The sequence below is a fragment of the Streptococcus sp. 263_SSPC genome (assembly GCF_001071995.1).
Classification (GTDB): Bacteria; Bacillota; Bacilli; order Lactobacillales; family Aerococcaceae; genus Granulicatella.
Map to the genome: position 1 here is coordinate 102,363 of NZ_JVNU01000027.1, position 25,737 is coordinate 128,099.

A 25,737-nucleotide genomic window follows, 5' to 3' on the forward strand; every position below is an offset into this window, starting at 1 on the left:
TCTATAATCTAGCTTGCCATTTTTCTGTCCACACTAACTCATTAGGAGTTCCTTTGAATTCAGATTTCCCTTCAAGTTTGTCAATTACAACTTTAACTGTATTCTCATTACCGTGGTAAGCATTAATAAATGTTTTAACCATTGTTGCATCATGTAAATGAGTTGTAAAGTTTGTAGACACAAATACAGTTGGTGCTTCATGTACATACCAAGGAACCTCATTCGACATTGCTGTCTTCCATTGGATGCGGTAATTATTTTGTGCACCATACCCAATCACATTTGCAACTACTAATGCTAAATCAACTGTATCTCTATACTCTAGTGTACGACCTTTGATACGACTATTTCCATCATTAACGGTTACTTTATATCCACGACTTGTTAATTCATCTACGAAACGGTTTAAAACTGAATCATCATTAGCCATGATTCCACCTTTTTCACCATCTAAGTAATACAAGCGTACACGTTTATGATCTACAGGATTAATTGGTAAGTTCTGTTGTGTGTCTTTAACAAGAGTAATTCCACGGTCAGCTGCTTCTTTTTGCCATTCTAGGTGTTCAGCGCAACCAATGACTTCTAACTCTTTCTTATCTTTCAACAATGTACCATTTGCTTGTTTTTCAGGGAGATTTAATTTTGCTTTCAATCCTAAAATACGTCGTAATGCATCCGTCATACGTTCTTCAGTAATGACTCCATCGTGATATCCTTTTAACATGAAGTTAAAGTCTTCTTCCATATTGTTGAAGAACAAGAACATGTCACAGCCTGCAGCAATAGCTCCTGGAACATAATCCTCACGACGCATCGCACTTGTCATCCCTAACATGTGACTGGCATCTGTAATCACCATTCCGTTGAAGTCTAATTTTTCTTTTAGCAAGTCTTGAATTAATTCTTCAGCAAGTGTTGCTGGCATTACATCTTTATCTTCAAGGCCTGGACGAAGCGCTTTTTGATATTCAGGCAATGCAATATGTCCAGCCATAATCATTTCAACACCATTTTCGATATGGTTGCGATATACTTTGCCAAAAGAATTTTCCCACTCTTCTACTGAAAGTTCATTCACACCTAATATTAAGTGTTGGTCACGTTCTTCAGTTCCATCTCCAGGGAAGTGCTTCACACAGCAAACGACTTCTCGTTCCGCTTTTAATCCTTCTACATATGCGTTTGTATATTTAATTACATCTTCAGCAGTTGTACCGTACGCACGAGTATTAACGATTGTATTTCTCCAGTTTTGTAAAATATCTACACATGGGTCAAAGTTAACATTTACACCAAGAGCCGTTTCTTCACGAGCAGATACAAGTCCTGCATGATAAGGAACCCATGTGTCACGACTTGCTTCGGATTGCGCACCAGAAGAAATATAAGTACCGCCCTTAACGGCACCGTCACCACCTGAATCGCAGTTTGCAGCCACTAATAATGGAATTTTTGTTTGAGATTGAAGATTATTAATCAATCCCTGAACATCTTCTGGACTACCGTTCATATATCGGACGCCACCGATATGATATTTTTCAAGAATTTCTTTGTTGCTTAAGTTGTTTCCACTAAAAGCATCTCCTCCAAAGAAAAATAAGTTTGTAAATAATTGTCCCACTTTTTCTTCATCTGTCATGCCTTTAATTGTTGACTCAACCCATTCAATTTGATTCGGGTTCAAGTTGTAAGGTTTTTTTGATAAATCTACTAATCTTGCCATTTTACTTCCTCCTATAATGAAGCTCCGTAAACTCTTTAGCTTACGGAGCGTTGATTAATTATGCTTTTTGTTTTGCTAATGTTTCAGCTTTGATACGAGCAATTTCACTTTGAATTTCTTCCATTTTCTCTTTGTTTAATGGGTAGAATTTCATTGCGATAATGTTACAGATGTATCCAAATATAACGAATCCACAGAACATCACTAAACCGATAAATTTCAATTCTGGTGTTAATGGTGTATCGACTTGAGGTAATTGTTCAGTAAAACCGATAGACGCACATAGGATACCTACAAATGCAGAACCGAATGAAGAAACAATTTTATCAACTGCACTGAATAAAGTTCCCATCAAACCAGGAACGTAACGCCCTGAACGATATACTTCGTAGTCCGCACAGTCAGCTGTCATAGGAATTACCATTGTCCCTGCTAAACCATTCGCACCTTGAGCTAAGATAAATAATGTTAAGAACGCAATTGTGAAGAATGATAATCCTGTGAACCCTTCAGCTCCTGGTAGTGAGAACGTTGAAGGATCTGCTACGTAGAATAACCCAAATAGTAATCCATAAAGAATAATACCAGCCCATGAACCTAATAATAATGCTTTTCTTTGTCCAAGTTTTTGTGCAATAAATTTAACTCCAAGAATCATGATTAAAATCTTAGGAATTAATGTATATTGGTTAAATGTATTAAGTAATTTATAGTTTCCACAAATAATACCAAAGATAATAACCGATACTGTAGCATTAGTAGTAACCAAAGCTGCTAATTTATCTGTTGATGCAGATACTACTAGCATTTGGATAGCTCGGTTATTTTTTAATACATCCCAGTAGTCTCTGAAAGTAACTTTAACAGGTTCACCAGTACCGAAGAACTCTGTACGGTCTTTATCTTTAAGCGCGAAGATTGCTAACCAAGTGAAGATAAATGTTACAGGAGCGATATACAACCATAACTCTTGGAATAATTCAGCAGTAAAGCCACCATATTTTGGCACTAAGTGTTGAGCAACAAACCCTGGTACTAATGCGAATAATGTAGCGTTATAGATACCATCGTAGATACCAAATGTTGGACGTTGTTTAGGATCGTTTGTTAAACAGCTTTGAGCTGATTTTGTTACTACTGTTTGTAAGGTATAACCGATAATGTAGATTAAATAAATCACTAAGAAATAAATGAATCTATATTGTTCTGGTAAATGGTGAGTTGTAAAGAACATTAAGAAAGTAGTGATTAGTAACACGATGTTACCAGCTGCCATAAACGGACGGTTTTTACCAAATTTTCCATCTGTTTTGTCTACAATATAACCAACGATTGGGTCTGTAACCGCGTCCCAAATACGCATGAATGTCATTACAGAAGTAGCCATTACTACCGCTACCCCAACATAACCTGTTAAATAGTAAGCAACGAAGTTCAATAGAACTAGCCATAAGTTTGTTGATGTATTATTTAAAGCAAATAACGCCATTTGCCACGTTTTCGCTCTATGAATTCCTGTGTTTTCCATGTTAATAACTCCTTATTTTTTATGACTTAAATTGTGATAAATGATTATGATAAATTGCTTGATACTCTATGTCGTTGTAATGTCCGCCGATAAATTCTGGAAGAATTTTTGCAACTAACGTTTCCCACGACTCTTTTTCTTTTCCAAATAAAATTGGATAGAAATGTACTTCATTAACTTTTGCAGCGTCTAAATCTCCAGGTGCATCTCCAACCATTAAGATTTTCTCTTTTTCGAATCCGAGAGACTTGATTTCTTTAATCGCTGCCGCTTTACTTCCCCGTTCTTGTCCGAAGAATTCTGAAACAAATGGCATTAACCCATGACGTTTCCATTCGCTATTAACCGCTTCGCTATTGGCAGAAGAAACAATCGCAATCTGTGCTACTTTACTAATTTCTTCTAAAGCACTTTTCACTCCTTCAAAAGGTTTGTCTTCGCCAACAAGTTCTGTTTCAATGCCATGATTTACAGCTTTGCTCCACTCGAGCGCCTTCACTAGAACAGGATCATTACGCTTTGTAATCTCCTCTTCCAGTGATTGATTCGAAAGAGAAGTTGTATGATTGCACCAGTTAGCAAATACTGTAAAGTCTTCAATTGATTCGCCATGTTCTTTAGCAAACTCGAGACTAAGTAGCAATCCTTTGAAGCGATTAATTCCCCTCGTTTCAGAGAATAAGTTGACACGATTCCATTCTTTTAAGTAGACTTCTTGATTTTGAATCTCGAAGAACTTTGCAGCTATCGGTCCAAAGAATCGAATGTGCTTAATATCCATTGTGTCCATTGCACAGCCATCAGAGTCGATGCATACCACGAATGGACTTTCATCTGTTAAAGCCATATGCTCTCCTTTCATAAAATATAATCATTTTCTAAAGTCTGCAGATGATTTTGTTAGATGACTTTCTATGCACTCGCTTACATTAGTGCTTAAAAATAAAATCATCTCTTCTTTTAGAAATGATGTGATGTTTTGCAGTGAATTCATCTGATGTATTCATTGTATCAGATATGAATCAAAAAATAAATACCTAAATTAAAAATTTTTCAAACTTTTTTAAATAACTTTATTTCCCTTTAAATAAAGGTTTTATTAAATATAATAAGGAAATAAAAAATCAACAGACGACTTTTTAAAGTCATCTGTTGATTGATAAATATATATTGTTCAGAGAAATAATCTCTTTAAAAGTATGTCTTCATGAATTAAACAATTCAGTATATCCGATTGTCTCTTATTCACTGTATCCCCTCCATCTATTTCCACAATCTCATTATATTTTTATTGGAAACAAATATTAAACCAACTTTTTTCCAGAACATTGTGGAAGTTTCTCATTTTATTGTGGCACTTTATTAAGAGGGAACAGTGAACTTTCTGGCAAAGTTCGGTGTAAAAACTGTCAAATTGGATTAAATTCTAAATATTTCTCTATTAAATAGTTGTAATTTAAATTTCCAAAAGTAACAAATTTGTTACTGTAACATATATGCTACTTTTTACTTTTTTTTCAAAAAAAATTGCACTAAAAAAACGCTATTCAAATAGTGAATAACGTCATTGAAAAATATATATTTTTAGTCATAAATTATTGCGTCAAACCGATTCTACTTTTCTAAAATTCGCGTCAAACCAACACTTATAATGATCTATCACTTACAGTACTTTTCAAAATTCAAAAGAATAGAACTCCCCTATTTGGTTTAATCGTTACAATCTTTTTTATATAGAAACTCTGTTATTTATATTCGAAAAGTTCAACAACGGGAATTATTCTTATTTCTTTCAGAAAACTTATTTTTAATTTTTTTAGCCCCTTTTTTACATAAAAACACCGATTTTCGTTGATATATCAACATTTTTATCTTAAAAACAAAAATCCCGAAATTCACTTATAAGTGAATTTCGGGATTTCGTATTTTTACTGTTTATTTTGTTTCAATTTGTAGTTTGCATATAGTTTTAACGTAATCGTTCCAAACACAGCGACTGTAAGTAAGTTGACGATACTTGCAATCCAGCCTTGTGTAAACACAATCGTTGTGGATTGTTGATAGAACAATACATCGAGCGTTGGCGCAATCAATCCGAAAATGGCAATATTGACTACCGCTTGTACGACATTAAATCGAATCATATCGTGTTGTGAAAATACTCCTTGGCGTAAGCTTTTACGACGAATCGCAAATCCAAATACAAACCCTAGCGCACCCGTACTGAGTGCCCAAGAAAGCCACAAGTGATCCGTATAGATCAAATCAAACAATACATGTCCTGTAAAACCGACAATGGCCGCTGGAATCGCGCCTGCAACACCTGCAAAGAGCGCAAGGTAGCCATATGCCAATTGTATATATACTCCCTCAATTGGTGTTGTAATCGACGTTAATGTCATTAACGCTGTCATAATTCCAATCCCAAGAATGGTATAGAGAATTGTTTTAAACAGTCCGTCTTTCACAATACCCCTCCTTTGCCTAATTCGATGTTGGCTCTTCTCCAATAATACGTACTTCTGGTTCTAGAGCAACGTCGTTCTTTTCTAAAATCACTTTTTGAACATAACGGATTAAATCCATATAGTCCGTTGCTGTTCCGTTATCAATATTCACCATAAATCCAGCATGCTTTTTAGAGACTTGCACGCCACCGATTTGATAGCCTTGAAGTCCAGCGTCTTGGATTAGTTTTCCTGTAAAATGCCCTTGGGGACGTTTAAACACGCTGCCGCAAGAAGGGTACTCAAGCGGTTGTTTACTTTGGCGTAAATGCGTTAATTCCGCTACTTTTTGGTCAATCTCTTCTTGTACGCCTTTAGTTAGTCGGAACCCAACTTCAATCACAAGATCGCCTGTTTTTTGAACATGGCTATGACGGTAGCTGAAGTTTAAGTCTTCGTTTGTGTATGTTTTGAATTCCCCATCCGGAGTAATCACTTCCACGTACTCAACGACTTCACTCACTTCACCGCCGTATGCCCCAGCGTTCATGAAAATCGCTCCGCCGACACTTCCTGGAATGCCACAAGCAAATTCTAAGCCTGTCAATCCATTTTCAGCTGCTGCTTTTGACACATCAATTAAAGCTACTCCGCCTTCAGCAACGATTTGTGTACCCGATACGGTTAAATGAGACATATCGTTTAACATAATCACAGCACCACTAATACCGCCATCTTTAATAATAACGTTTGATGCGTTTCCTAAAATCGTCGTCGGAATATTATTTTCGCGAAGCCAATGCATCGCTGCGCTTGCTTCTTTTTTATCTTTTGGAAAAATCAGAATGGCAGCACGGCCACCTGTTTTTGTAAATGTATAATTTTTAAGTGGTTCGTTGTAAAAAACTTTTACATCCGGAAACTCTGTTGAAAATACAGTATAATCCATATTATTCTCCTTATTCGTAATGCTTTTAATACTACTATTCTAACACGATTACGTCAAATGAAAGCTAGCCCTTACACTAGGACTCCTTTAGCTACGCTTCCCACTCTTGCAATAGTTGGTGTACCATTTGCGCAGAACGTTTCCCAGCTTGAACGATAAACGTATCAAAATCAACTGCAGATGTTCCGCGTTCTGGAATATCTGAGATGGCACGAATCACGATAAATGGAACTCCAAACGCGTGACACGCTTGGGCAATCGCTGCCCCTTCCATTTCTGAAGCCATCACATCTGGGAAGTGTTTTAAAATATGGCTTCTTTGCTCACTTGTATGAATAAAACTGTCTGAAGAAACGATCAGGCCCGTATGGCTCTTTAAATCCACCTTAGCAATTGCTTGTTCAATAGACGGTAAAAAGTCTTGATTCATGGCAAAACGCGCTGGCATGCCTGGCATTTGCCCGTAAACGTAATTAAAGGCTGTCACGTCAGCATCACAATACGCAAGTTCTGTTCCAATGACAATATCTCCGATTTCAAGAGAAGTGCCAAAGCCACCAGCAGAACCCGTATTAATGACCAAGTCTACTCCGAAACGGTCGATTAAGATTCCTGCAGCTAGTGCAGACATCACTTTTCCGATTCCTGATTGGACAAGGACAATCGTCTTTCCTACAAGGGTACCTTCAATAAATTCCCAGTTGGCAACAGTTGTTCTTTTTTCAATCGTCATCTCTTCTTCGAGCAGACGTTTCTCTTCTTCCATTGCAGCAATAATTCCAAATTTCATTCTTTCACCTCTTTATTATCGTTCAATCTGTTTCGCCATCAAGACGATATCTTCGTATCCGTTACCGATTTTTACACCGTTTTTAAGGCGGCCTTCTTCTTCAAATCCACACTTCTCATAAAGTCGGCGTGCTTTCTTATTCACAGCTACGACCTCAAGTTCAACACGACTAAGCGTTGAGTATTCCGCGACCCAATCCAGCATTTCTTCCATCATTACGGTCGCAATGCCTTGCCCCCAATAGGACTTCAATACGCTAATTCCTAACTCTCCTCGGTGTGAGAATTTAGGATGTAAGCTACCTGCAATGGAACCAACGGCAATAATTTCATCTCCATCTTTTGCCAGTAACATATATTGGTTTTCGTTCTCGTAGAGCGATTCAATAAACAATTCTTCTTGAGCCACAGAATACTTCAATCCTTCTGGTCCAAAAGAAAGAAAATCGGTTTCGCTCCCTACTTTTTTACTATAATCTAATAACGCTTTAGCATCGTCTTTGACTGGAAGTGCAAATGTAATTTCTCGTTCTTTACTCATCTGTTGCCTCCAATTGTTTGATAAATTCTTCGTACTCTTTTCCGTGTGGAACTAAACGAATCACACGTTCAGACTCTCCGTCCCCTACACGGTCGATTTGTACTTTTAAGAAAGTCGAAGGAAGTTCATCTTCGATATACTGCGCCCATTCAACGACGCACACACCACCCGCATAGAAGTACTCTTCGAGGCCTACTTCGCTGGCGCCGCCACTTTCTTCAATACGATACATGTCCATATGAAATAGCGGAAGGCGGCCTTTACGGTATTCACGAATCAATGTATACGTTGGACTCTTAATGACACGGTCGATGCCTAAACCAACAGCGATTCCTTTTGTAAGAGTCGTCTTTCCAGCGCCTAAATCGCCTTCTAGAATGACGCAGCTATTTTCAAATAACGCTTCACCTAAACGCTGTCCTAGCGCCATTGTCTCCTCTTGTGATGATGTATGTCTAACAAACATGATGCTACTCCTTCAAACTTGTTTCTGTTGTCTGGCATAAAAAAAGAGCCAAGACAAACTGTCTTAGCTCATTATAGCATATTTTGCTTATTTTAGAACGCGTCCTAAGAATTCTTTTGTACGGTCTACTTGTGGGTTTTCAAAGATTTGTTCTGGAGTTCCTTCTTCAGCGATAACTCCTTTATCCATGAAGACAACACGGTCACTCACTTCTTTGGCAAATCCCATTTCGTGCGTTACAACGATCATTGTTAGCCCTGTATGCGCTAAGCTCTTCATTGTTTCTAACACTTCATTTACCATTTCTGGGTCAAGTGCTGACGTTGGTTCGTCAAATAGCAATACATCTGGTTGCATTGATAATGCACGAGCAATAGCCACACGTTGTTTTTGACCACCTGATAATTGACGAGGTTTTGCATTGATGTACGCAGCCATTCCTACTTTTTCAAGGAATTCTTTTGCGATTTTTTCTGCTTCCTCTTTTGATTGTTTCAACACTTTCATCGGTCCAACAATACAGTTTTCTAACACGTTCAAGTTGTTAAATAAGTTAAATTGTTGGAACACCATTCCTACGTGAGTACGATATTCGTAAATGCTCTTGTCATGTTCAAGAATATTTTGGTCATCGTAGTAGATTTCGCCTGAAGTTGGTTTTTCAAGTAAGTTCACACAACGTAAAAGTGTTGATTTACCAGAACCACTGGAACCGATAATCGTTACTACTTCCCCTCGTTTTACTTCAAAAGAAATATCTTTAAGAACTTCATTAGTACCGAAAGTTTTACTTAAGTTTTGAATGGAAATTACTGCTTCGCTCATTATGCATTTCCTTTCTGTCTAGTTTTTTCTTCGACTGCTGACATTGAGTTTGAGTTCAATGGATCTGAATAAATCACTTCATAGTTATCTGGACCATCTAATTTACGCTCGAAGTATCGTAAAATACGAGTCACTGTGAATGTCATGATGAAGTATAAAATTAATGTTACAAAGAATGTATCGAAGTAACGGAAGTTTTGTCCCGCAACTGTTTTTGTCGCAAAGTACAATTCTGATACTGAAATTACGTTCAATACAGAAGTATCTTTGATGTTGATAACGAACTCGTTCCCTACTGCTGGAAGGATGTTACGGAGTACTTGTGGGAAAACAACATAACGCATTGTTTGCCAGTGAGTCATCCCGATAGCTTGGCTGGCTTCAAATTGTCCTTGGTCAATAGAAATAATCCCACCACGAACGATTTCTGACATATAAGCCCCTGTGTTAATCGATACGATGAAGATTGCAGCGAATGTTACATCTAAGTTGATTCCAAACATTAATGCTGTTCCGTAGTAAATTACCATCGCTTGTACGATCATCGGTGTTCCACGGAAGAATTCTGTATAGCAGTTTAAAATGATAACTGCAATTTTTAAAAGGATACGTTTAGGTCCTTTTTCTGGTAGTGGAATTGTTTTAACAAATCCGATGAACATTCCGATTAATGTTCCGATAATTGTACCAATAATTGAAATATATAGTGTAATCCAGGCACCTGTTAAGAACATTTGCCAGTTCTGTTGAATGATTTTTACAATCCAATCAATACTCATTTATTTTCCTACTTTCTGTATTTAATGTGTATGTATACGCCACACGAGGTGGCGGTGTGTTATGTTTGCTTTCTGTATTTAGCGAGTGCCCCTGCGCAGTGGTGAAGTTGAGCTCTCCGTCACCCAACATTCACACTGTGAATATTGGCTAAACGCGATGTCTCACATCCTGTAGTTGAACTCGGGCTCACAGGACTGACATCCACTTCCCGAAACGTACGCAGAACGTTTCACGTTCCTTCCGTCGTTTCGGTCCAGTGATTCAGTCCTGAGCGTTCGCCCTCGTATCCTTGTTATTCCGCTGCAGGTTGATTTTTAATTGCTTCTTGCATGATTTGTTGACGTTCTTCGCTAGAGATTGTTTTTAATGCTTCGTTGATTTGTTTTGTTAATGTGCTATCTTTTTTAACACCAACAGCTGTTTGTGTGTCTTCTGGTGATGTTTTGAAGCCATCTGTTAATTTAACCATTACGAAGTCGCTGTTTGCTGATTGAGCAGAAATTGCTTCTGGTAATTCAGAAACGTAAGCGTCGATTGTTCCTGCTTGTAGTGCTACACGCATTGCTGGGAAGTTATCCATAGCAGCTTGTTTGTCAACACCTGTAATTTGGTCGATTACTGAGTAGTGGAAAGTATTTAATTGAGCTGTTACTTTTGCACCAGCAAAATCTGCTAATGAAGTAGCGTTTGCGTATTTAGAACCTTTTTTAACTACTAATACTAATTGTGAATCATAGTAAGAATCTGTAAAGTCGATTGTTGCTTTACGTTCTTCTGTAGGACTCATACCAGCAATGATCGCATCTATTTTACCTGAAACAAGCGCTGGTGTTAAGCCATCCCACTCAGTTTTTACAATTACTAATTCTTTTCCTAATTGTTTAGCCACACGTTTCGCGATTTCAACGTCGTAACCGCCAGCGTATTGGTCAGTTCCTTGAATTTTCACAGCACCGTTTGAGTCATCTTTTTGAGTCCAGTTAAATGGTGGGTAACCTGCTTCCATCCCAACCACTAATTGGTTTTGGTTTGCTGTCCCTTGGCTAACAGGTGTTCCACACGCTGCTAAACCTACTGTCATTGCTAAAGCTGCAATTGCGCCTAAAATTTTTTTCATTTTCTTTCTCTCCTTCTCGATTATCAAACTGGTTCACTCATAACACACAAAAAAGGAACCACGAACAAAAGCCGTGATTCCCCATAAAAAGTCATAAGTAGTCATTCTTTTGCCCGGTAATTGATTGCACTTCATGAGTATCTGGGCAGATATCATGACAGTGACTGACCTATTATGACCAGCCCCCAACGTTTTCACGTTTCGGCGAAATCCCCTTTCCAGTTTCCTGTACTCTTGTCATTCGCACCTCAGTTCAATAACCATTTGATTTAATTGATAAAAATAAATTAACACATATTTTTTTGAAAGTCAACCCATATATTTTCATTTTTTTGAAAATGACTAACAAAAATATAATTAATATTATATTTCAAACGAAACTCGCTTATAGACTTATACGCAGTAGCTGATTGGATAAAGCCTCATCACTCGTGATTTGCTTTATCCTAATCAGCCTTGCGGGGGTAAGACTACGAAGTTATATTGACTCGCACTGTGAGTCAATTTTTCCTTCTGTCTTACTCCCTTTTTCCCCCTCCACATTCTCTAACATTATGCCTCAGAAAAGCATTATATATGAGTCGATGAAGCAATAGATATATTAATTACGGAAAAACTTGCGGATTTTATAATAGCAGTAATGTGACTAGTATTAAATGCGAATTAGTAGAAGTTAGGAATTTATTCCTTACTTCTACTTTGAGGCTTTAAAGGCGAGAGACTCATAGAGGCTCGAGCCGGTACAACATTACAGCTATTATAAAAAAATCCGCAAGGATTTGGAGTAATTACTTTCTCCTTTCCTCCTCCACTACCAGGTTGCCTTAGAAATGATCATTTTTCTGCACTAAAAAATAAATGATTACGAAGGACCTTCGAGTTTCTATAATCGCAGTGGTGGGGAATCGTATCAAATGCGAATTAGTAGGAGTTAGGAATTTATTCCATACTCCTACTTTGAGGCTTTGAAGGTGAGAGACTTCAGGCTCGAACCGGTACCCCACTACAGCGATTATTCAGAAACCGAAGGTTCCGAAGTAATCATTAATTATCTTTAATTATCTTTTAAGCACAAAAAGAGTGCCTCATTTCTGAGGCACCCTGTTAGATGAATTATTTATTCACGTTTTCCCATTGCCAGTTCACAACTTCAGGAATATCTTCCCCGTGTTCACGGATGTAGCTGTGGTGGAATTCCACAGTTTCGTCCATTTTCGCAGCAAATTCGCTAGCTTTGTCGCCGTATACAGCAACTGCAGCGTCTTTAGCAACGTGGAAGCGGTCCATTTCAGATAATACACGCATATCGAATGGAGTTGTGATATCTCCGTTTTCACGGTATCCGTGGATATGAACGTTATGGTTGTGACGATCGAAGAATAAGTCACGAATCATACCTTCATAACCGTGGAAGCAGAATACAACTGGTTTGTCAGTAGTAAATAGTTTGTCGAATTCTTCATCAGATAAACCACGAGGGTCCACTTTTGGAGAACGTAATTTCAAGATATCTACTACGTTAATGAAGCGAATCTTCAATTCTGGGAATTGTTTGTGCAAGATTGAAATACCTGCTAATGCTTCTAAGTTAGGTTCAGTACCTGCAGCAGCGATAACTACGTCTGGTTCTTCTCCTTCTTTCACTGTTGAAGCCCAATCAATTACTTTGTAACCTTCACGTACTAATTGTTTAGCTTCTTCTACTGAGTAGAATTGTGGACGTGGGTGTTTTGAAGAAACGATTAAGTTAATTTTATCTTCTGAACTTAAAGCTTCAGCCATAACAGCCATCAAGCTGTTTGTATCCGCTGGTAAGTATTCACGAACGAATTCAGGTTTTTTCTCAGCTAAGTGTGTTAATAAACCTGGATCTTGGTGAGTATATCCATTGTGGTCTTGTTGGAACACTGTTGATGTTGCAATCAAGTTTAATGATGGATAGTTTTTACGCCATGGAGCATGAGTTTTAGCTTTACGTAACCATTTGAAGTGTTGAGTGATCATTGAGTCAACTACACGTAAGAATGATTCGTAAGAAGCGAAGAATCCGTGACGGCCTGTTAATACATACCCTTCTAAGAAACCTTCAGCTTGGTGTTCTGATAATTGTGAGTCGATAACACGACCAACTGGTGAAATCCATTCATCGTAGCTTTCGTCACGACGACCAACCCATTGACGGTTAGTTGCTTTAAAGACTTCGTTTAGACGGTTAGATTTAGTTTCGTCTGGTCCAAAGATACGGAAGTTATCTGGGTTTGCTTTTACTAAGTCAGCAGCAAATTTACCAAATTCGATCATATCTTGTTTTTGGATAGCACCTGGTTTAGATGTATCGATTGCATGTTTAGTCCAATCAGTAATTTCCATTGGTTTTACAACACCTGCGTTAGTGATTGGGTTCATGCTCATACGACGTGGGCCTTTTGGAGAAATTTCAGCAATTTCTTCTACTAATTTACCATTTTCATCGAATAATTCTTCTGGACGGTATGATTTCAACCAGTCAACTAAAGCATCGATGTGTTCCATAGCTTCTCCAGATACTGGGATTGGAACTTGGTGAGCACGGAATCCACCTTCGATTGGTTCATGGTTCCATTCTTTTGGACCTGTCCAACCTTTAGGAGTACGTACTACTAATACTGGCCAATGTGGCATTGTAGCTGCATCAGCGCTCTTAGAACGAGCTTCTTTTTGAATCGCTTGGATTTTTTCAATAGCTTCATCTAATTTAGCAGCCATTAATGGGTGAACTTCTTTAGGATCTGTTCCTTCTAGGAAGATTGGATCCCATCCTAAACCGTTGAAGTATTGAGTTAATTCTTCATCAGTACGACGAGCTAAAATAGTTGGGTTGTGGATTTTACCACCGTTTAAGTAAAGGATTGGTAATACTGCACCATCATTTACTGGGTTGATGAATGTGTTTGAGAACCAACCAGCTGCTAAAGGACCAGTTTCTGCTTCTCCGTCACCGATAACTGCTGCTGCAATTACGTTAGGATTATCTAAAACAGCACCTGTAGCATGTGATAATGAGTAACCTAATTCTCCACCTTCGTGAATTGAACCAGGAGTTTCTGGAGCAGCGTGAGACGCAATTCCTCCAGGGAATGAGAAGATTTTACATAATTGTTTGAACCCTGCTTCATCTTGAGTGATTTGCGGGTATAACTCTGTGTAAGATCCATCTAAGTAAGAGTTAGAAACCATTACTTGTCCACCGTGACCTGGTCCTTCAATGTAGAACATATCTAAGTCATATTTATTAATAGCACGGTTTAAGTGCGCATAAATAAAGTTTTGTCCTGCGATTGTTCCCCAGTGTCCGATTGGATGAAGTTTAACGTCTTCTTTTTGGATTGGACGACGTAAAAGTGGGTTATCTTTTAAGTACATTTGAGCTACTGAAATATAGTTCGCTGCACGCCACCAAGCATCCACTTTTGCTAAGTATTCTGGTGTATCAAATTGTGTCATGTGTATTTGTCTTCCCTTCTTATTTTTGGCTTCTAAAGAAATTCGAAAATGGCGTTTCAAAAATCCTTCTTTTATTTACCGCAAAGTATTTACCATACCTAATTACGGGTGTCAAGAAGAATTACTAAAACGGTCATCGTTTTGATGGTTTTCGATTACCTTTAGGAAATATTCCTGTTTTCAGACCGTATTTCTACTAATCCAAAACGTTCATAACCACATTTATTTGACTATTTCAACTCGAATATTGATCATAACTCATCATCGAGTACTCTATTTTACCATTTTTTATGTTCATTCTGCAATAAAACGTTCATAAAAAGTCAGATAGGATCAAAAAAACCGAGGTGAAATTCCTCGGTTTTTCTATCTCAATAGGGCTCATTAAGATTTTTATTTAAAATATTGTAGAAATTCTCCGTATCCCTCTTCTTCCAACTTAGCAACTGGAATGAAGCGAAGAGATGCAGAATTGATGCAATAACGAAGGCCTCCTAGTTCTTTTGGACCATCTTCGAAGACGTGTCCTAAATGAGAATCGGCTTGACCACTTCTTACCTCTGTTCTCTTACGGTTTAGTTTGTAATCTTCTTTTTCCGTTAGTGTTGTATTTTCAATTGGTTTTGAAAATGATGGCCAACCGCAACCAGCATCAAATTTATCTTTTGAGCTGAAAAGAGGCTCTCCGCTAACGATATCTACATAGATTCCATCTTCATAGAAATCATCATATTCTCCTGAGAACGGTCTTTCTGTGGCTTCATTTTGAGTCACTTCGTATTGAATTTCTGTTAATCGTTTTTTTAATTCTTCTTTTGAAAATTCCATCGTGGTTTCTCCTATTCAAATTGTTGTCGTTTCGACTGATGTGGATCTTGAATTCTCTTGAAGAGATGTTCCAAGTCCTTATTCGTTAAATGAACGAGTACGGGTCTTCCGTGCGGACAGTTATAAGGATTCTTACATTTAGCCAAATCCACTAACAACTGACGAGCTTCCCATTCACTTAAATGGTGGTTGGCTTTAATCGAACCTTTACAGCTCATCATGATGGCTGTAGCTTCTCTTAATTTAGCAACCGTAATCTTCTCGTCGGCTAAGATAAAGTCGATAATTTCTTCGATAATCGCCTTCTCCTGTCCTTTCTTAATCCACGCTGGATGCGATTGAATTTGGAATGTATTTTGCCCAAATGGCTCCATCTCTATTCCAAACTCCTCTACAAGAGGTAATCGCTCTTCCAACTTCACGCTGTCCTTCTTCGAGAACTCTAGCAAAATTGGCACCATCAATGGTTGACTGACTCTACCTACTTGGCCAATCTCCACTTTAAACCGCTCATACTTGATTCTCTCTTGCGCAGCGTGTTGGTCAATCATATACAAGCCTTTTTCGTTTTGCGCAAATAAGTAAGTCCCATGCATTTGTCCAAAATAATGTAATTCTGGGAATTCTTTTTCTAATGGTTGAGTGTCAATTTTCTCAGCCAACTTCAAGTAGTCTGCATGGTCATCGTGGCTATCCACGAGTTCTTCTTGCTCAACAGGTTCAACTGTCTGACTAGCTTTTAGAGGCGCATCATCGACCGGTAAAACTTCCACTTCTTCTCTTACGTTTTCAGTATAAGAAGGCGTTTCTACACGTGGCGACTCCACAATTGGTGTCTTCAATTGCCATTCCAAAGTTTGTTGGACTGGTTTTGGAGCCTCTACGCGATTTTCTTTCCGTTTGAAGGATAAGTCTTCAATCGATTCAGGAATGCGTTGTACGCCCTGTATTGCCTCTCTAATGGCCTTTTGAATCACCTGTGAGAGTTCTTGTTCCTTACTGATTCGAACTTCTTGTTTCGTTGGATGCACGTTCACATCGACAAGTTGCACGTCCATTTCAATCGAAATAATCGTAATCGGGAATCGTCCCACCATTAAGGTTGAGCCGTATCCGAGTGTAATGGCCTTTGCGATTGCCATATTGCGGATTGGTCGTCCATTAATGAAAATCGATAAGTAATTGCGGTTCGAACGTGTGAGTTCTGGAAGCGACGTATATCCAGAAACTTTGAAATCTTCGTCTTCTCCATGGAACGGCAACATTTTACGAGCGTTCACTGGTCCAATATTTCCAGCGACTGCCTGCAGCAAATCACCTTTCCCAGAAGTTTGCAATAACAGATTGCCGTCATTTTTTAAAACAAAGGCAATTTCTGGGTGACTAAGAGACGCTTTACTCACGACATCGGTAATATGCGCTAATTCCGTCTGCAGTGTACGGACGAATTTCAACCGCGCTGGTGTGTTATAAAACAAATCTTCAACAAGGAAAGTCGTTCCTTTTAACGGTGGTACGGTCTTCTCTTCTTTAATCTCACCAGACTCAATCTTCAACTCCACGCCGCTGTCTTCTCCGGTAGAAGTCGTCAGTGTCACTTTCGATACGGCTGTAATACTCGCTAAGGCTTCACCACGGAACCCGAGTGTACGGATTCTAAAGAGTTGTTCTGGCGAATAGAGTTTACTCGTTGTATGACGTTTAATCGACATACGAGCGTCTTCTTTCGTCATCCCAATTCCGTTATCTTGAATGCGAATTTTGCGAAGGCCACTCTCCTCGATTTCAATCTCGATACGAGTACTTCCAGCGTCAATCGCGTTTTCGAGTAATTCCTTTACCACAGAAGAAGGGCGTTCGATCACTTCCCCTGCTGCAATTTGGTTTGTCAGTAATGTACTTAATTCTTTAATTGTTCCCATACACTACTCACCCTTTTCCATTTGTTGCCATTTATACAGGATGTTCATGGCATCCATTGGCGTCATACTCATTAAGTTTAAGCCTTTAAGCTCGTGAACCCATTCAGGTACGCTTTCTGTTTCTTCTTCAAAGAGCGATACTTGTTCCACGTAGGTACTATTGTCACTTGCAGCCCCTTTAGCTTCTAAATGATTTAAAATCGTGCTGGCATTTTTTAACAGCTCTGTTGGAAGTCCAGCCAGTTTTGCCACATGAATTCCGTAACTCTTATCAGCAGGACCCTCTAATACTTTATGCAAGAAGACCACTTCACCATTTTCTTCAACGGCTCCCACATGCACATTGCGTAAATCTTCATATTTCTCGCTAAGTCGTGTTAACTCGTGATAGTGCGTTGAGAATAATACTTTTGCTGTTAAATTCTCGTGAATATACGTGATGATGGCTTCAGCAAGCGCCATTCCATCATACGTAGCCGTTCCTCGTCCGATTTCATCAAACAATAGCAAGCTTGTTTCGTCTGCGTTTCGAAGCGCGTGGTTTGTCTCCATCATCTCTACCATGAACGTACTTTGACCCGAGATTAAATCATCGGCTGCCCCAATACGCGTAAAGATTTTCGTGAATACTGGAATCGTTGCACTCTTAGCAGGTACAAAGCATCCGATTTGCGCCAAAATCACGCAGAGCGCCAATTGTCTCATGTAAGTTGATTTACCAGACATATTCGGCCCAGTAATGAGAAGAATATGCTCGTCTGGACTCATTGAAATGCTGTTTGGAACATACGTTGATTGTCCCATGACCTTTTCAACAACAGGATGACGGCCATCCTCAATCCAGAGTCTACGGTTCTTCATCGAAATCGTAGGTTTCACTAAGTGATAACGTTCGCTCACTACACTGAAAGCTTGTAAGACGTCGATCGTTGCGACAGTTTTTGCTAATTGTTGCAACTGTGCGGTGTAATGTTTCACCTGTTCACGCACTTCTACGAATAATTGGTATTCGAGGGCGCTTGATTTTTCTTCCGCTTCTAAAATCAGCGTTTCTTTTTCTTTTAATTCCGGCGTAATAAAACGTTCCGCATTCGCCAGCGTTTGTTTACGCTCATAGCGGCTACTATCGAGTTTTGAAAGATTCGATTTTGTCACTTCGATATAGTACCCAAACACCTTGTTAAAACTAATCTTCAATGAACTGATTCCCGTTTGCTCACGTTCTTGTTGTTGGAGCGCGGCAATCCATTCTTTTCCGTGTTTCATCGTATCGCGGTACGTATCCAGCGTCGCGTTATATCCCGAACGAATAATATTTCCATCCGAAATCGTGAGCGGCGCATCCTCGTCGATGGCACGGTCGATTAAATCATATAACTCCGGAATATCGAATAAGTTTTCTCCAAGAGCACTCCATTCTTTGGAATCCAAGCTATCGACAATCGATTTAAAGATTGGCACTTGTCCAAGTGTTTGTTTTAATTGCAAGAGGTCACGCGCATTGGCGGTTCCAAAGGACACTTTCCCAACAATACGTTCTAAGTCATACACACGTTTCAATGTTTCGATAAAGTCTGTACGTTCAAAGTAATGTTGGTTCAATGTTTCCACTAACGCATGTCGTTTTTGAATGGCCCCTTCTAGTACAAGTGGTTTTTCAAGCCACTGTTTAAGGAGTCGTCCACCCATCGCCGTTTGCGTCTCGTCTAAGAACCAGAACAGCGATCCATGTTTTTGATTGGCACGAATGGTTGTCGTTAATTCTAAGTTACGTTTTGTCTCATAATTCATTGAGAGATAAAACTCACTTTGATACGCTTGCGCCTTTTGTAAGTGCGAGAAACTTCTCTTTTGTGTCAGTTTCAAATAACTCAAAAGATTTTGCACGCATCGGATAGAAGCCTCATCTTCTAGTTCTGAGACTAAGTCTGTACAGTCTTCGGCATTAATTTCATCTTTTTCGATTGTTGAAATTAAGATTTGCATGTTTGTAAAGAGATGACGAAGCTCTTCTGTCACATCGCTATCGACAAGAACGACTTCACGACACATCAAGCTTGAGCATTCACTGCGCACTTCTTCCAAGTTTTCGAGTTGTGTCACTTTCAATTCCCCTGTTGACACATCCACATACGAGAGTGCAAATCGTTTCCCAACAAGCGGTAAAATCGACACTAAATAATGGTTTTGATTTTGCGCTTGGTATTCTGTATACGTCCCTGGCGTCAAGACTTGAACAACATCTCGCTTCACCATTCCCTTTGTTAGCTTTGGATCCTCCAACTGCTCACAGATGGCTACTTTCTTTCCAAGTTCAATCAGCGTTTTAATATATTCTTTTGCGGCATGATGAGGAACCCCACACATTGGAATTGGGTCCTCTGCATTTTTATTTCGACTGGTTAGTGTAATTTCGAGAAGTCGTGCTGCTTCAATCGCATCATCATAAAACAATTCATAGAAATCACCTAGTCGATAAAACAATAAGCAATCAGGATACTTTTCTTTAATCGAAAAATACTGCTGCATCATCGGTGTGTGTTTCGTTTTTTGTGGCATTTCTGACTCTCTTTCTAATCTTTTTATTCAAAAAATGGTGCATCTGGAGTGATGCGAATCGGTTGAATCGATTTCGCCTTCCCCGTTTTATCATCAATATCAATCAAACAAGCACTGAGCTGGCCTTCATCGTCTTCAGCCACTTCAAATCGTGCCGGTAATTGATTGAGGAACTTCGTAATAATAATGTCGCGGTCCATTCCGAGAATTCCGTTATACGGACCTGTCATTCCCACATCACAAAGGAAGGCTGTCCCTTGCGGAAGGACGCGGGCGTCGTTTGTTGGGACATGCGTATGTGTTCCAACGACGGCAGATACTTTCCCGTCCAAGTACCAAGACAATGCTTGTTTCTCACTGGTTACTTCGGCGTGGAAATCGATAAAGATAATCGGTGTTCTCTTTCTAGCTTCTTCAACCACCTCTGTAATTTTTGCAAAAGGATCGTCCAATGTATTCATAAAGACGCGGCCTTGCAAGTTAATCACAGCCACCTCTTTATCGTTACATTTTACATAAACGATTCCTTTTCCTGGAACGCCTGCTGGATAGTTCAGCGGGCGTACCATTTTTGTGGCATCTTCAATGAAATCAAAAATCGCTTTGTTATCAAAGGCATGATTCCCAAGCGTTACAACGTCTGCACCAGCCTGCAATAACTCCTTATAAATCTTCTCCGTAATTCCTTTTCCATGAGCTGCATTTTCCCCATTAATCACGGTGATTTGTGGTTTATATTTTTTCTTTAATTTTGGGACGTATTGTGCGACCATCTCTCTTCCAAGAGAACCGACAACATCGCCAACAAATAATAATTTCATAAGAGTGCCTCTTTCTAAATCAATGTAGCTCTATTTTACCATAAAATAAGGCTAGAAAATACCTAGATACAATTCTATACTAGGCAGCTTCAATTAACATATATGTTAATTTCACATCACTTGTAATAACACCATGTAAATCACTGTTGGAACAAAGATACTTAGCAGCGTATTCTCCTTCCACCATTGCAACAAGACGACAATCGCGACGGCAATAAGTTCAGGAATTCCAAATGGTGCGTTTATAAACGAAATATCCTTCAAGCAATAAACGACTAGAATCGTAATAATGGCTTGTGGTAGGACCGCCGAAATAAACTGCATGCGGTTCGATAAGTTCGTTTGATTACGGAGTACTAGAAATGGGAATAAACGGATTGCAAAAGTCACAACTCCACTAGTAATAAGAGCAAGTAAAATATACGTATTACTCATTTTCTTCCTCCTTCATTTGTAGTTTCTCACGTTCGAAAATGGCAATTAAGCCAATCATTGTTGTGGCTAACGCGCACACAAGGAAATATTGTTTTCCAACAAGAATTAACCAGAAAATGGCACTAATTCCCCCGATAACAAACGGGAAATAACGGTCCGCCTTCTTCAATTGGTTTACGAGAATCACGACAAAGAGCGCGGTCATAGAAAAATCGATTCCCTTTGTTGAAAACGGAAGGAATTCGCCGATGACAACCCCAATAATCGTTCCAAGAATCCAATAACAATGGTTCAACAGTCCGACATAAACCATCACTTGTTCACTATCTTCTCTCTTCGTTTGCTTCATCCCTACTAATAGCGAGAAGGTTTCATCTGATAAGGCGAAGATTAAATAAAATGCCTTCCACCCTAGTTTTTTTAAATTCATCAATAAAGCTAACGCCGTAAAATAGCATTCTGGCATTAATAAACAAGGTCATTACTGCAATCATCCAAAAGCTCATCCCTGCGCTCATAAATGAGACAAGGGCGAATTGCATGGATCCAGCATATACAAATACACTTGAAAAAATAGAAGCCCAAGCAGGAAATCCTTCTTGTGACATCAAGAGTGCAAATGCAATTCCTAAAAAGATATACCCGAAACAGATGGGTAAACTAATCTTAAATGCTTGTTTCAATTCGTTCATACATTCTCCTAAAAACAAAAAAAGATTGAAAGTCTGATATACCAGACCTTCAATCTCTTATTTTAACTTATTTTTATAAAGATTTAAATGCATTCACTACATTTTCTACAGTGAAGCCTAATGTTTCCATTACTTTATTTCCGTTACCTGATAAGCCGAAGCGGTCGATTGTCACAGTGGCGCCATCTAAACCAACATATTGTCCCCATCCGAAATTTGCGCCCATTTCAACAGCAACACGTTTACGAACATCGCTTGGTAATACTGATTCGCGGTATTCTTTTGGTTGTTCTTCGAATAAGTTCATGGATGGCATTGAAACAACAGATACATCAATTCCTTCTTCTGCAAGAACTTTTTGCGCTTCAATGGCAAGAGCTACTTCAGAACCTGTCGCAATCAAGATACCTTCAGGAGTATCGCATTTTTGTGGGCTAACCACATATGCCCCACGTTTTACCCCTTCGTAAGCTAATTCTTGTGAGTGCTCTAGAACTGGTAAGTTTTGACGTGAGAATACGAGTACTGATGGACGGTCTTTCGTTTCTACAGCCACTTTCCAAGCAGCAGATACTTCATTACCGTCAGCAGGACGAATCACGTTTAAGTTTGGAGTTGCACGGAACGCTGCCAATTGTTCGATTGGTTCATGCGTTGGTCCATCTTCCCCAACTGCAATAGAGTCATGTGTATAAACATAGATTGCTGGTAAGTGAGAAATCGTTGCAACACGCATTGCTGCTTTTAAGTAATCTGCGAATACGAAGAATGTACCTCCGTATACACGGTTACCTCCATGAAGAAGCATACCGTTCATCGCAGCTCCCATTGCAAATTCACGAACCCCAAACCAGATATTTCTTCCACCGTAATTTTCGTGTGAGAAGTCTGTGTCTGCTTTATTCATTGTGTTGTTTGATGAAGAAAGGTCCGCAGATCCACCCCAGAAGAATGGAATGTGTTTTCCTAATTCTTGAATCGCAGCTTGACTTGTCACACGAGAAGCCATTGCTGGGCTACCAAATTCGTATGAAGGTAATACTTTTTCTAAGTCGACTTCGATGTTTTCTGCAAAGCTATCTTCGAATTCCTTTGCAAGTTCTGGATAAGCTTGTTTATAGCCGTCGAATAAAGTTTTCCATTCGTTGTAGTCATTTTCACCTGTTTGAACTAATAATTTATCGAAACGGTGTTGCACTTCTTCTGGCACTTCAAATGGGCCATACTCCCATCCGTAGTTTGCTTTTGTAGAAGCAATGCCTTCAGGTCCTAAAGGAGCCCCGTGAACTTTATTTGTTCCTTGGTTTGGAGCACCATAACCAATAATTGTTTTCACTTCGATAATCGTTGGTTTTTCTTTTTGGCATTGTGCTTCTTCGATAGCTTCAGCGATTTCGTCTAAATCATTTCCATCTTCAACACGGATATAATTCCAGCCTAAACCTTTGAAGCGTTTCTTCACGTCTTCAGTGAACACTTTATTTAAAGGACCATCTAAGCAGATGTCATTTGAATCGTATAACACGATTAATTTATTTAATTTCAATGTTCCAGCTAGAGACGCAGCTTCATAAGAAATACCTTCCATTAAGTCCCCGTCACCACATAATACATAAGTATGGTGGTCAACTACTGGGTAGCCTTCACGGTTGAATTTTGCAGCAAGGTGCGCTTCAGCCATGGCCATCCCAACAGCATTTGCAAACCCTTGGCCAAGAGGACCCGTTGTTGCATCTACCCCATCCGTGTCGTGTACTTCTGGGTGTCCTGGTGTTTTACTTCCTAGTTGGCGGAAGTTTTTCACATCTTCAATCGATAAGTCATAGCCTGATAAATGTAATAAAGCATATAACATTGCAGATCCATGACCTGCTGATAATACAAAGCGATCGCGATCGACCCAAGTAGAACGTTTTGGGTTTACTTTCAAATATTTAGACCAAAGTACATAAGCCATTGGTGCCGCCCCCATTGGTAGTCCAGGGTGGCCTGAATTCGCAGCTTGAATCGCATCCATACTTAGTGTACGAATTGTATTCACTGCTAGTTGATCGGTTTTATCAAACATACAATCACTCCTTAAATATATTGATTCCTTTCGGAACTTACTCTTCTATTTTACTAATCCAAGACTGCTTTTGCAACCGTTATTTTTATGATAAATAAAACATAGTAAACCCTTGCAAAATACATATTCCCTTCACGGGTTCCACATATTTTTTTGTAACAAAAAAGGCTGAAAATTTCAGCCTTCTCTCATCTATTCTGCGTCTCGGTTATGCAATCCTTTTTCTTTTTGAATCGCTTTTAGTTTATCTGGAGTCACGTCATTTCCTTCTTCATCGACGATTTTTAATCCTTCGATGTGGTTACGCATGCCTCCACGAAAAGCTTCCAAATACTCTTGACGTAAGAGTTGCTGTTCTTTTTCTTCCGTTGGAGTTAATTTTCCTTCTTTTTTCTTTTTCGCTAATTCATTAATACGGTTTAATTTTTCTTCTGATAACATTTTTGTCATTCCTTTCCTTGGCTTCGTCTCCTAGTGTAGCACGAGACGACATTTTTTCCTAAAAATCTGAATTACATACGAACATTTGTTTGATTTCTGTTTACAAAGTGTGTTACACTAGTCTCAAAGAAGGAGATGTTCCGATGACAAATTTAAAAGATTCTAGACAATTAGATGTATTACAGTTTATTTATAAAGAAGTTCAAGAGCACGGTTATCCGCCAACAGTGCGTGAAATTTGTAACGCCGTTCAGCTTTCTTCGACTTCAACCGTTCATGGTCACTTATCAAGACTTGAGAAAAACGGCTTAATTCAACGTGACCCAAGTAAACCACGTGCGATCGAATTAACAATGGCTGGACTCAAAGCAATCGGCGCTAAATCAACAGCAATTCCAATGCTTGGTGTGGTTACAGCCGGTGAACCCATTCTCGCTGTAGAAGAAGCAAGTGACTTCTTCCCTATTCCACCAGATTTACAAAATGATGCGGATGATTTATTCATGCTTCGTATTAAAGGGGACAGTATGATTAATGCTGGGATCTTCGATGGCGATTCTGTCATTGTCCGTAAACAATCAACTGCCTCAAATGGTGAAATCGTCATTGCGATGACTGAAGAAGACACTGCAACTTGTAAGAGATTCTATCTTGAAAGCGACCATGTGCGCCTAGAGCCAGAAAACGACACAATGGACCCTATCATCTTACCGAACTGTACGATTTTAGGAAAAGTAGTTAGTTTATACCGCAGTCGTATTTTCTAAACCAAATGAAAATCTCCGCTCAAATCCGAGCGGAGATTCTTTTTTTTGATTAAGCTTTTAATGTTACTTTCCCTACTTCTGCTTTACCTTCTACTAAGCCTTCTGTAGCTACCGCAATAGATTCCACTTTATCCATATTCGTAAAGAGCACCATCATTGCAGTATCTTTACCAGCTTCTTTTAGTGCTTCTAAGTCCACAGTCGATAATACTGTATTTTCATCCACCTTTTGGCCAACCGTTACTGTCGTTTCAAAAGGCCCGCCTTTTAATTCAACCGTATCGATTCCCATATGAACAAGCACTTCTAATCCGCCAGCAGTTTGAATGCCTACAGCGTGAAGTGTTGGGAATACATTTACGACTTCCCCTTTTACTGGAGAAGTAATCACACCACTTGCTGGAATAACCGCAAATCCGTCACCCATCATTTTGCCTGCAAAGACTGGATCATTCACTTGTGTAATGGGAACAATTTCTCCTCCTGCTAGTGCAAATACTGGCACTTCTTTTTCTACTTGATTCTTTTTAAAAAATCCAAACATTTTATCGTC

At 39.1% G+C, this 25,737-nt stretch carries 21 protein-coding genes, 2 pseudogenes and 1 riboswitch; of the genes and pseudogenes, 1 reads left to right on the top strand and 22 read right to left on the bottom strand.

Annotated features, from left to right (window positions below):
* Position 1: 1 nt before the first annotated feature.
* The 21 genes and pseudogenes from ADH02_RS03760 to ADH02_RS03855 form a co-directional block, all read right to left on the bottom strand.
* The gene (locus ADH02_RS03760; protein WP_048782699.1) at positions 2–1,726 is read right to left on the bottom strand and encodes a glycoside hydrolase family 3 protein; all 1,725 of its coding nucleotides are present in this window, start codon (positions 1,724–1,726) and stop codon (positions 2–4) included.
* A 58-nt stretch (positions 1,727–1,784) separates the two neighbouring features.
* Positions 1,785–3,254, bottom strand: coding sequence for an MFS transporter (locus ADH02_RS03765; RefSeq protein ID WP_048782700.1), 1,470 nt, complete (start codon positions 3,252–3,254; stop codon positions 1,785–1,787).
* Between the two features lie 19 nt (positions 3,255–3,273).
* On the bottom strand, positions 3,274–4,101 hold the full coding sequence (locus tag ADH02_RS03770) for an HAD family hydrolase (RefSeq protein WP_065427009.1): 828 nt from the start codon (positions 4,099–4,101) through the stop codon (positions 3,274–3,276).
* A 1,081-nt stretch (positions 4,102–5,182) separates the two neighbouring features.
* Entirely contained in the window at positions 5,183–5,722 is a 540-nt protein-coding gene (locus ADH02_RS03775; protein WP_048782702.1) for an ECF-type riboflavin transporter substrate-binding protein, read from the bottom strand.
* A 16-nt stretch (positions 5,723–5,738) separates the two neighbouring features.
* The gene (gene murB / locus ADH02_RS03780) at positions 5,739–6,650 is read right to left on the bottom strand and encodes a UDP-N-acetylmuramate dehydrogenase (protein ID WP_048782703.1); all 912 of its coding nucleotides are present in this window, start codon (positions 6,648–6,650) and stop codon (positions 5,739–5,741) included.
* A gap of 91 nt (positions 6,651–6,741) precedes the next feature.
* Positions 6,742–7,440, bottom strand: a complete 699-nt coding sequence (locus ADH02_RS03785; RefSeq protein WP_048782704.1) for a 5'-methylthioadenosine/adenosylhomocysteine nucleosidase — start codon at positions 7,438–7,440, stop codon at positions 6,742–6,744.
* A 15-nt stretch (positions 7,441–7,455) separates the two neighbouring features.
* On the bottom strand, positions 7,456–7,980 hold the full coding sequence (locus ADH02_RS03790; RefSeq protein WP_048782705.1) for a GNAT family N-acetyltransferase: 525 nt from the start codon (positions 7,978–7,980) through the stop codon (positions 7,456–7,458).
* Positions 7,973–8,446: a tRNA (adenosine(37)-N6)-threonylcarbamoyltransferase complex ATPase subunit type 1 TsaE gene (gene tsaE / locus ADH02_RS03795; protein WP_048782706.1), complete on the bottom strand. Its 474-nt coding sequence runs from the start codon at positions 8,444–8,446 to the stop codon at positions 7,973–7,975. The genes ADH02_RS03790 and tsaE overlap by 8 nt, the downstream gene beginning before the upstream one ends.
* 87 nt (positions 8,447–8,533) lie before the next feature.
* Positions 8,534–9,271, bottom strand: a complete 738-nt coding sequence (locus ADH02_RS03800) for an amino acid ABC transporter ATP-binding protein (protein ID WP_048782707.1) — start codon at positions 9,269–9,271, stop codon at positions 8,534–8,536.
* Positions 9,271–10,035: pseudogene (locus ADH02_RS03805) on the bottom strand (amino acid ABC transporter permease); the annotation flags it as partial. The gene ADH02_RS03800 and the pseudogene ADH02_RS03805, both read right to left, overlap by 1 nt.
* Positions 10,036–10,349: 314 nt before the next feature.
* A pseudogene (locus ADH02_RS03810) lies at positions 10,350–11,132 on the bottom strand (transporter substrate-binding domain-containing protein); the annotation flags it as partial.
* 152 nt (positions 11,133–11,284) lie between these two features.
* Positions 11,285–11,428: riboswitch (Lysine riboswitch) on the bottom strand.
* Positions 11,429–12,281: 853 nt separating this feature from the next.
* Positions 12,282–14,651 (bottom strand): phosphoketolase family protein, encoded by a 2,370-nt coding sequence (locus tag ADH02_RS03815; RefSeq protein ID WP_048782712.1) that lies wholly within the window; start codon positions 14,649–14,651, stop codon positions 12,282–12,284.
* A 393-nt stretch (positions 14,652–15,044) separates the two neighbouring features.
* Positions 15,045–15,479 (bottom strand): peptide-methionine (R)-S-oxide reductase MsrB, encoded by a 435-nt coding sequence (gene msrB / locus ADH02_RS03820; RefSeq protein ID WP_048782714.1) that lies wholly within the window; start codon positions 15,477–15,479, stop codon positions 15,045–15,047.
* A gap of 11 nt (positions 15,480–15,490) precedes the next feature.
* Positions 15,491–17,401 carry a DNA mismatch repair endonuclease MutL gene (gene mutL / locus ADH02_RS03825; RefSeq protein ID WP_048782716.1) on the bottom strand — a complete coding sequence of 637 codons (1,911 nt, stop codon included), beginning with the start codon at positions 17,399–17,401 and terminating at the stop codon, positions 15,491–15,493.
* 3 nt (positions 17,402–17,404) lie between these two features.
* Positions 17,405–19,960, bottom strand: coding sequence for a DNA mismatch repair protein MutS (gene mutS / locus ADH02_RS03830; protein WP_048782719.1), 2,556 nt, complete (start codon positions 19,958–19,960; stop codon positions 17,405–17,407).
* Positions 19,961–19,983: 23 nt separating this feature from the next.
* Positions 19,984–20,781 (bottom strand): TIGR00282 family metallophosphoesterase, encoded by a 798-nt coding sequence (locus ADH02_RS03835; protein ID WP_048782724.1) that lies wholly within the window; start codon positions 20,779–20,781, stop codon positions 19,984–19,986.
* A gap of 111 nt (positions 20,782–20,892) precedes the next feature.
* The gene (locus tag ADH02_RS03840; RefSeq protein WP_048782726.1) at positions 20,893–21,216 is read right to left on the bottom strand and encodes a branched-chain amino acid transporter permease; all 324 of its coding nucleotides are present in this window, start codon (positions 21,214–21,216) and stop codon (positions 20,893–20,895) included.
* Positions 21,209–21,646, bottom strand: a complete 438-nt coding sequence (locus ADH02_RS03845) for an AzlC family ABC transporter permease (RefSeq protein WP_239681730.1) — start codon at positions 21,644–21,646, stop codon at positions 21,209–21,211. The genes ADH02_RS03840 and ADH02_RS03845 overlap by 8 nt, the downstream gene beginning before the upstream one ends.
* A complete protein-coding gene (locus tag ADH02_RS09665) occupies positions 21,588–21,908 on the bottom strand; it encodes an AzlC family ABC transporter permease (protein ID WP_239681731.1) in 321 nt (106 codons plus the stop codon). Before ADH02_RS09665 ends, ADH02_RS03845 begins: the two co-directional genes overlap by 59 nt.
* Positions 21,909–21,981: 73 nt before the next feature.
* On the bottom strand, positions 21,982–23,976 hold the full coding sequence (tkt, locus tag ADH02_RS03850; RefSeq protein WP_048782727.1) for a transketolase: 1,995 nt from the start codon (positions 23,974–23,976) through the stop codon (positions 21,982–21,984).
* A gap of 192 nt (positions 23,977–24,168) precedes the next feature.
* On the bottom strand, positions 24,169–24,417 hold the full coding sequence (locus ADH02_RS03855) for a DUF896 family protein (protein WP_048710972.1): 249 nt from the start codon (positions 24,415–24,417) through the stop codon (positions 24,169–24,171).
* A gap of 143 nt (positions 24,418–24,560) precedes the next feature.
* Between ADH02_RS03855 and lexA the strand changes: the two genes are divergently transcribed.
* Positions 24,561–25,184, top strand: coding sequence for a transcriptional repressor LexA (gene lexA, locus ADH02_RS03860; protein ID WP_048710956.1), 624 nt, complete (start codon positions 24,561–24,563; stop codon positions 25,182–25,184).
* A gap of 49 nt (positions 25,185–25,233) precedes the next feature.
* Here the strand turns inward: lexA and ADH02_RS03865 are convergent, their stop codons facing one another.
* A complete protein-coding gene (locus ADH02_RS03865) occupies positions 25,234–25,728 on the bottom strand; it encodes a PTS sugar transporter subunit IIA (RefSeq protein WP_048782734.1) in 495 nt (164 codons plus the stop codon).
* Positions 25,729–25,737: the final 9 nt, after the last annotated feature.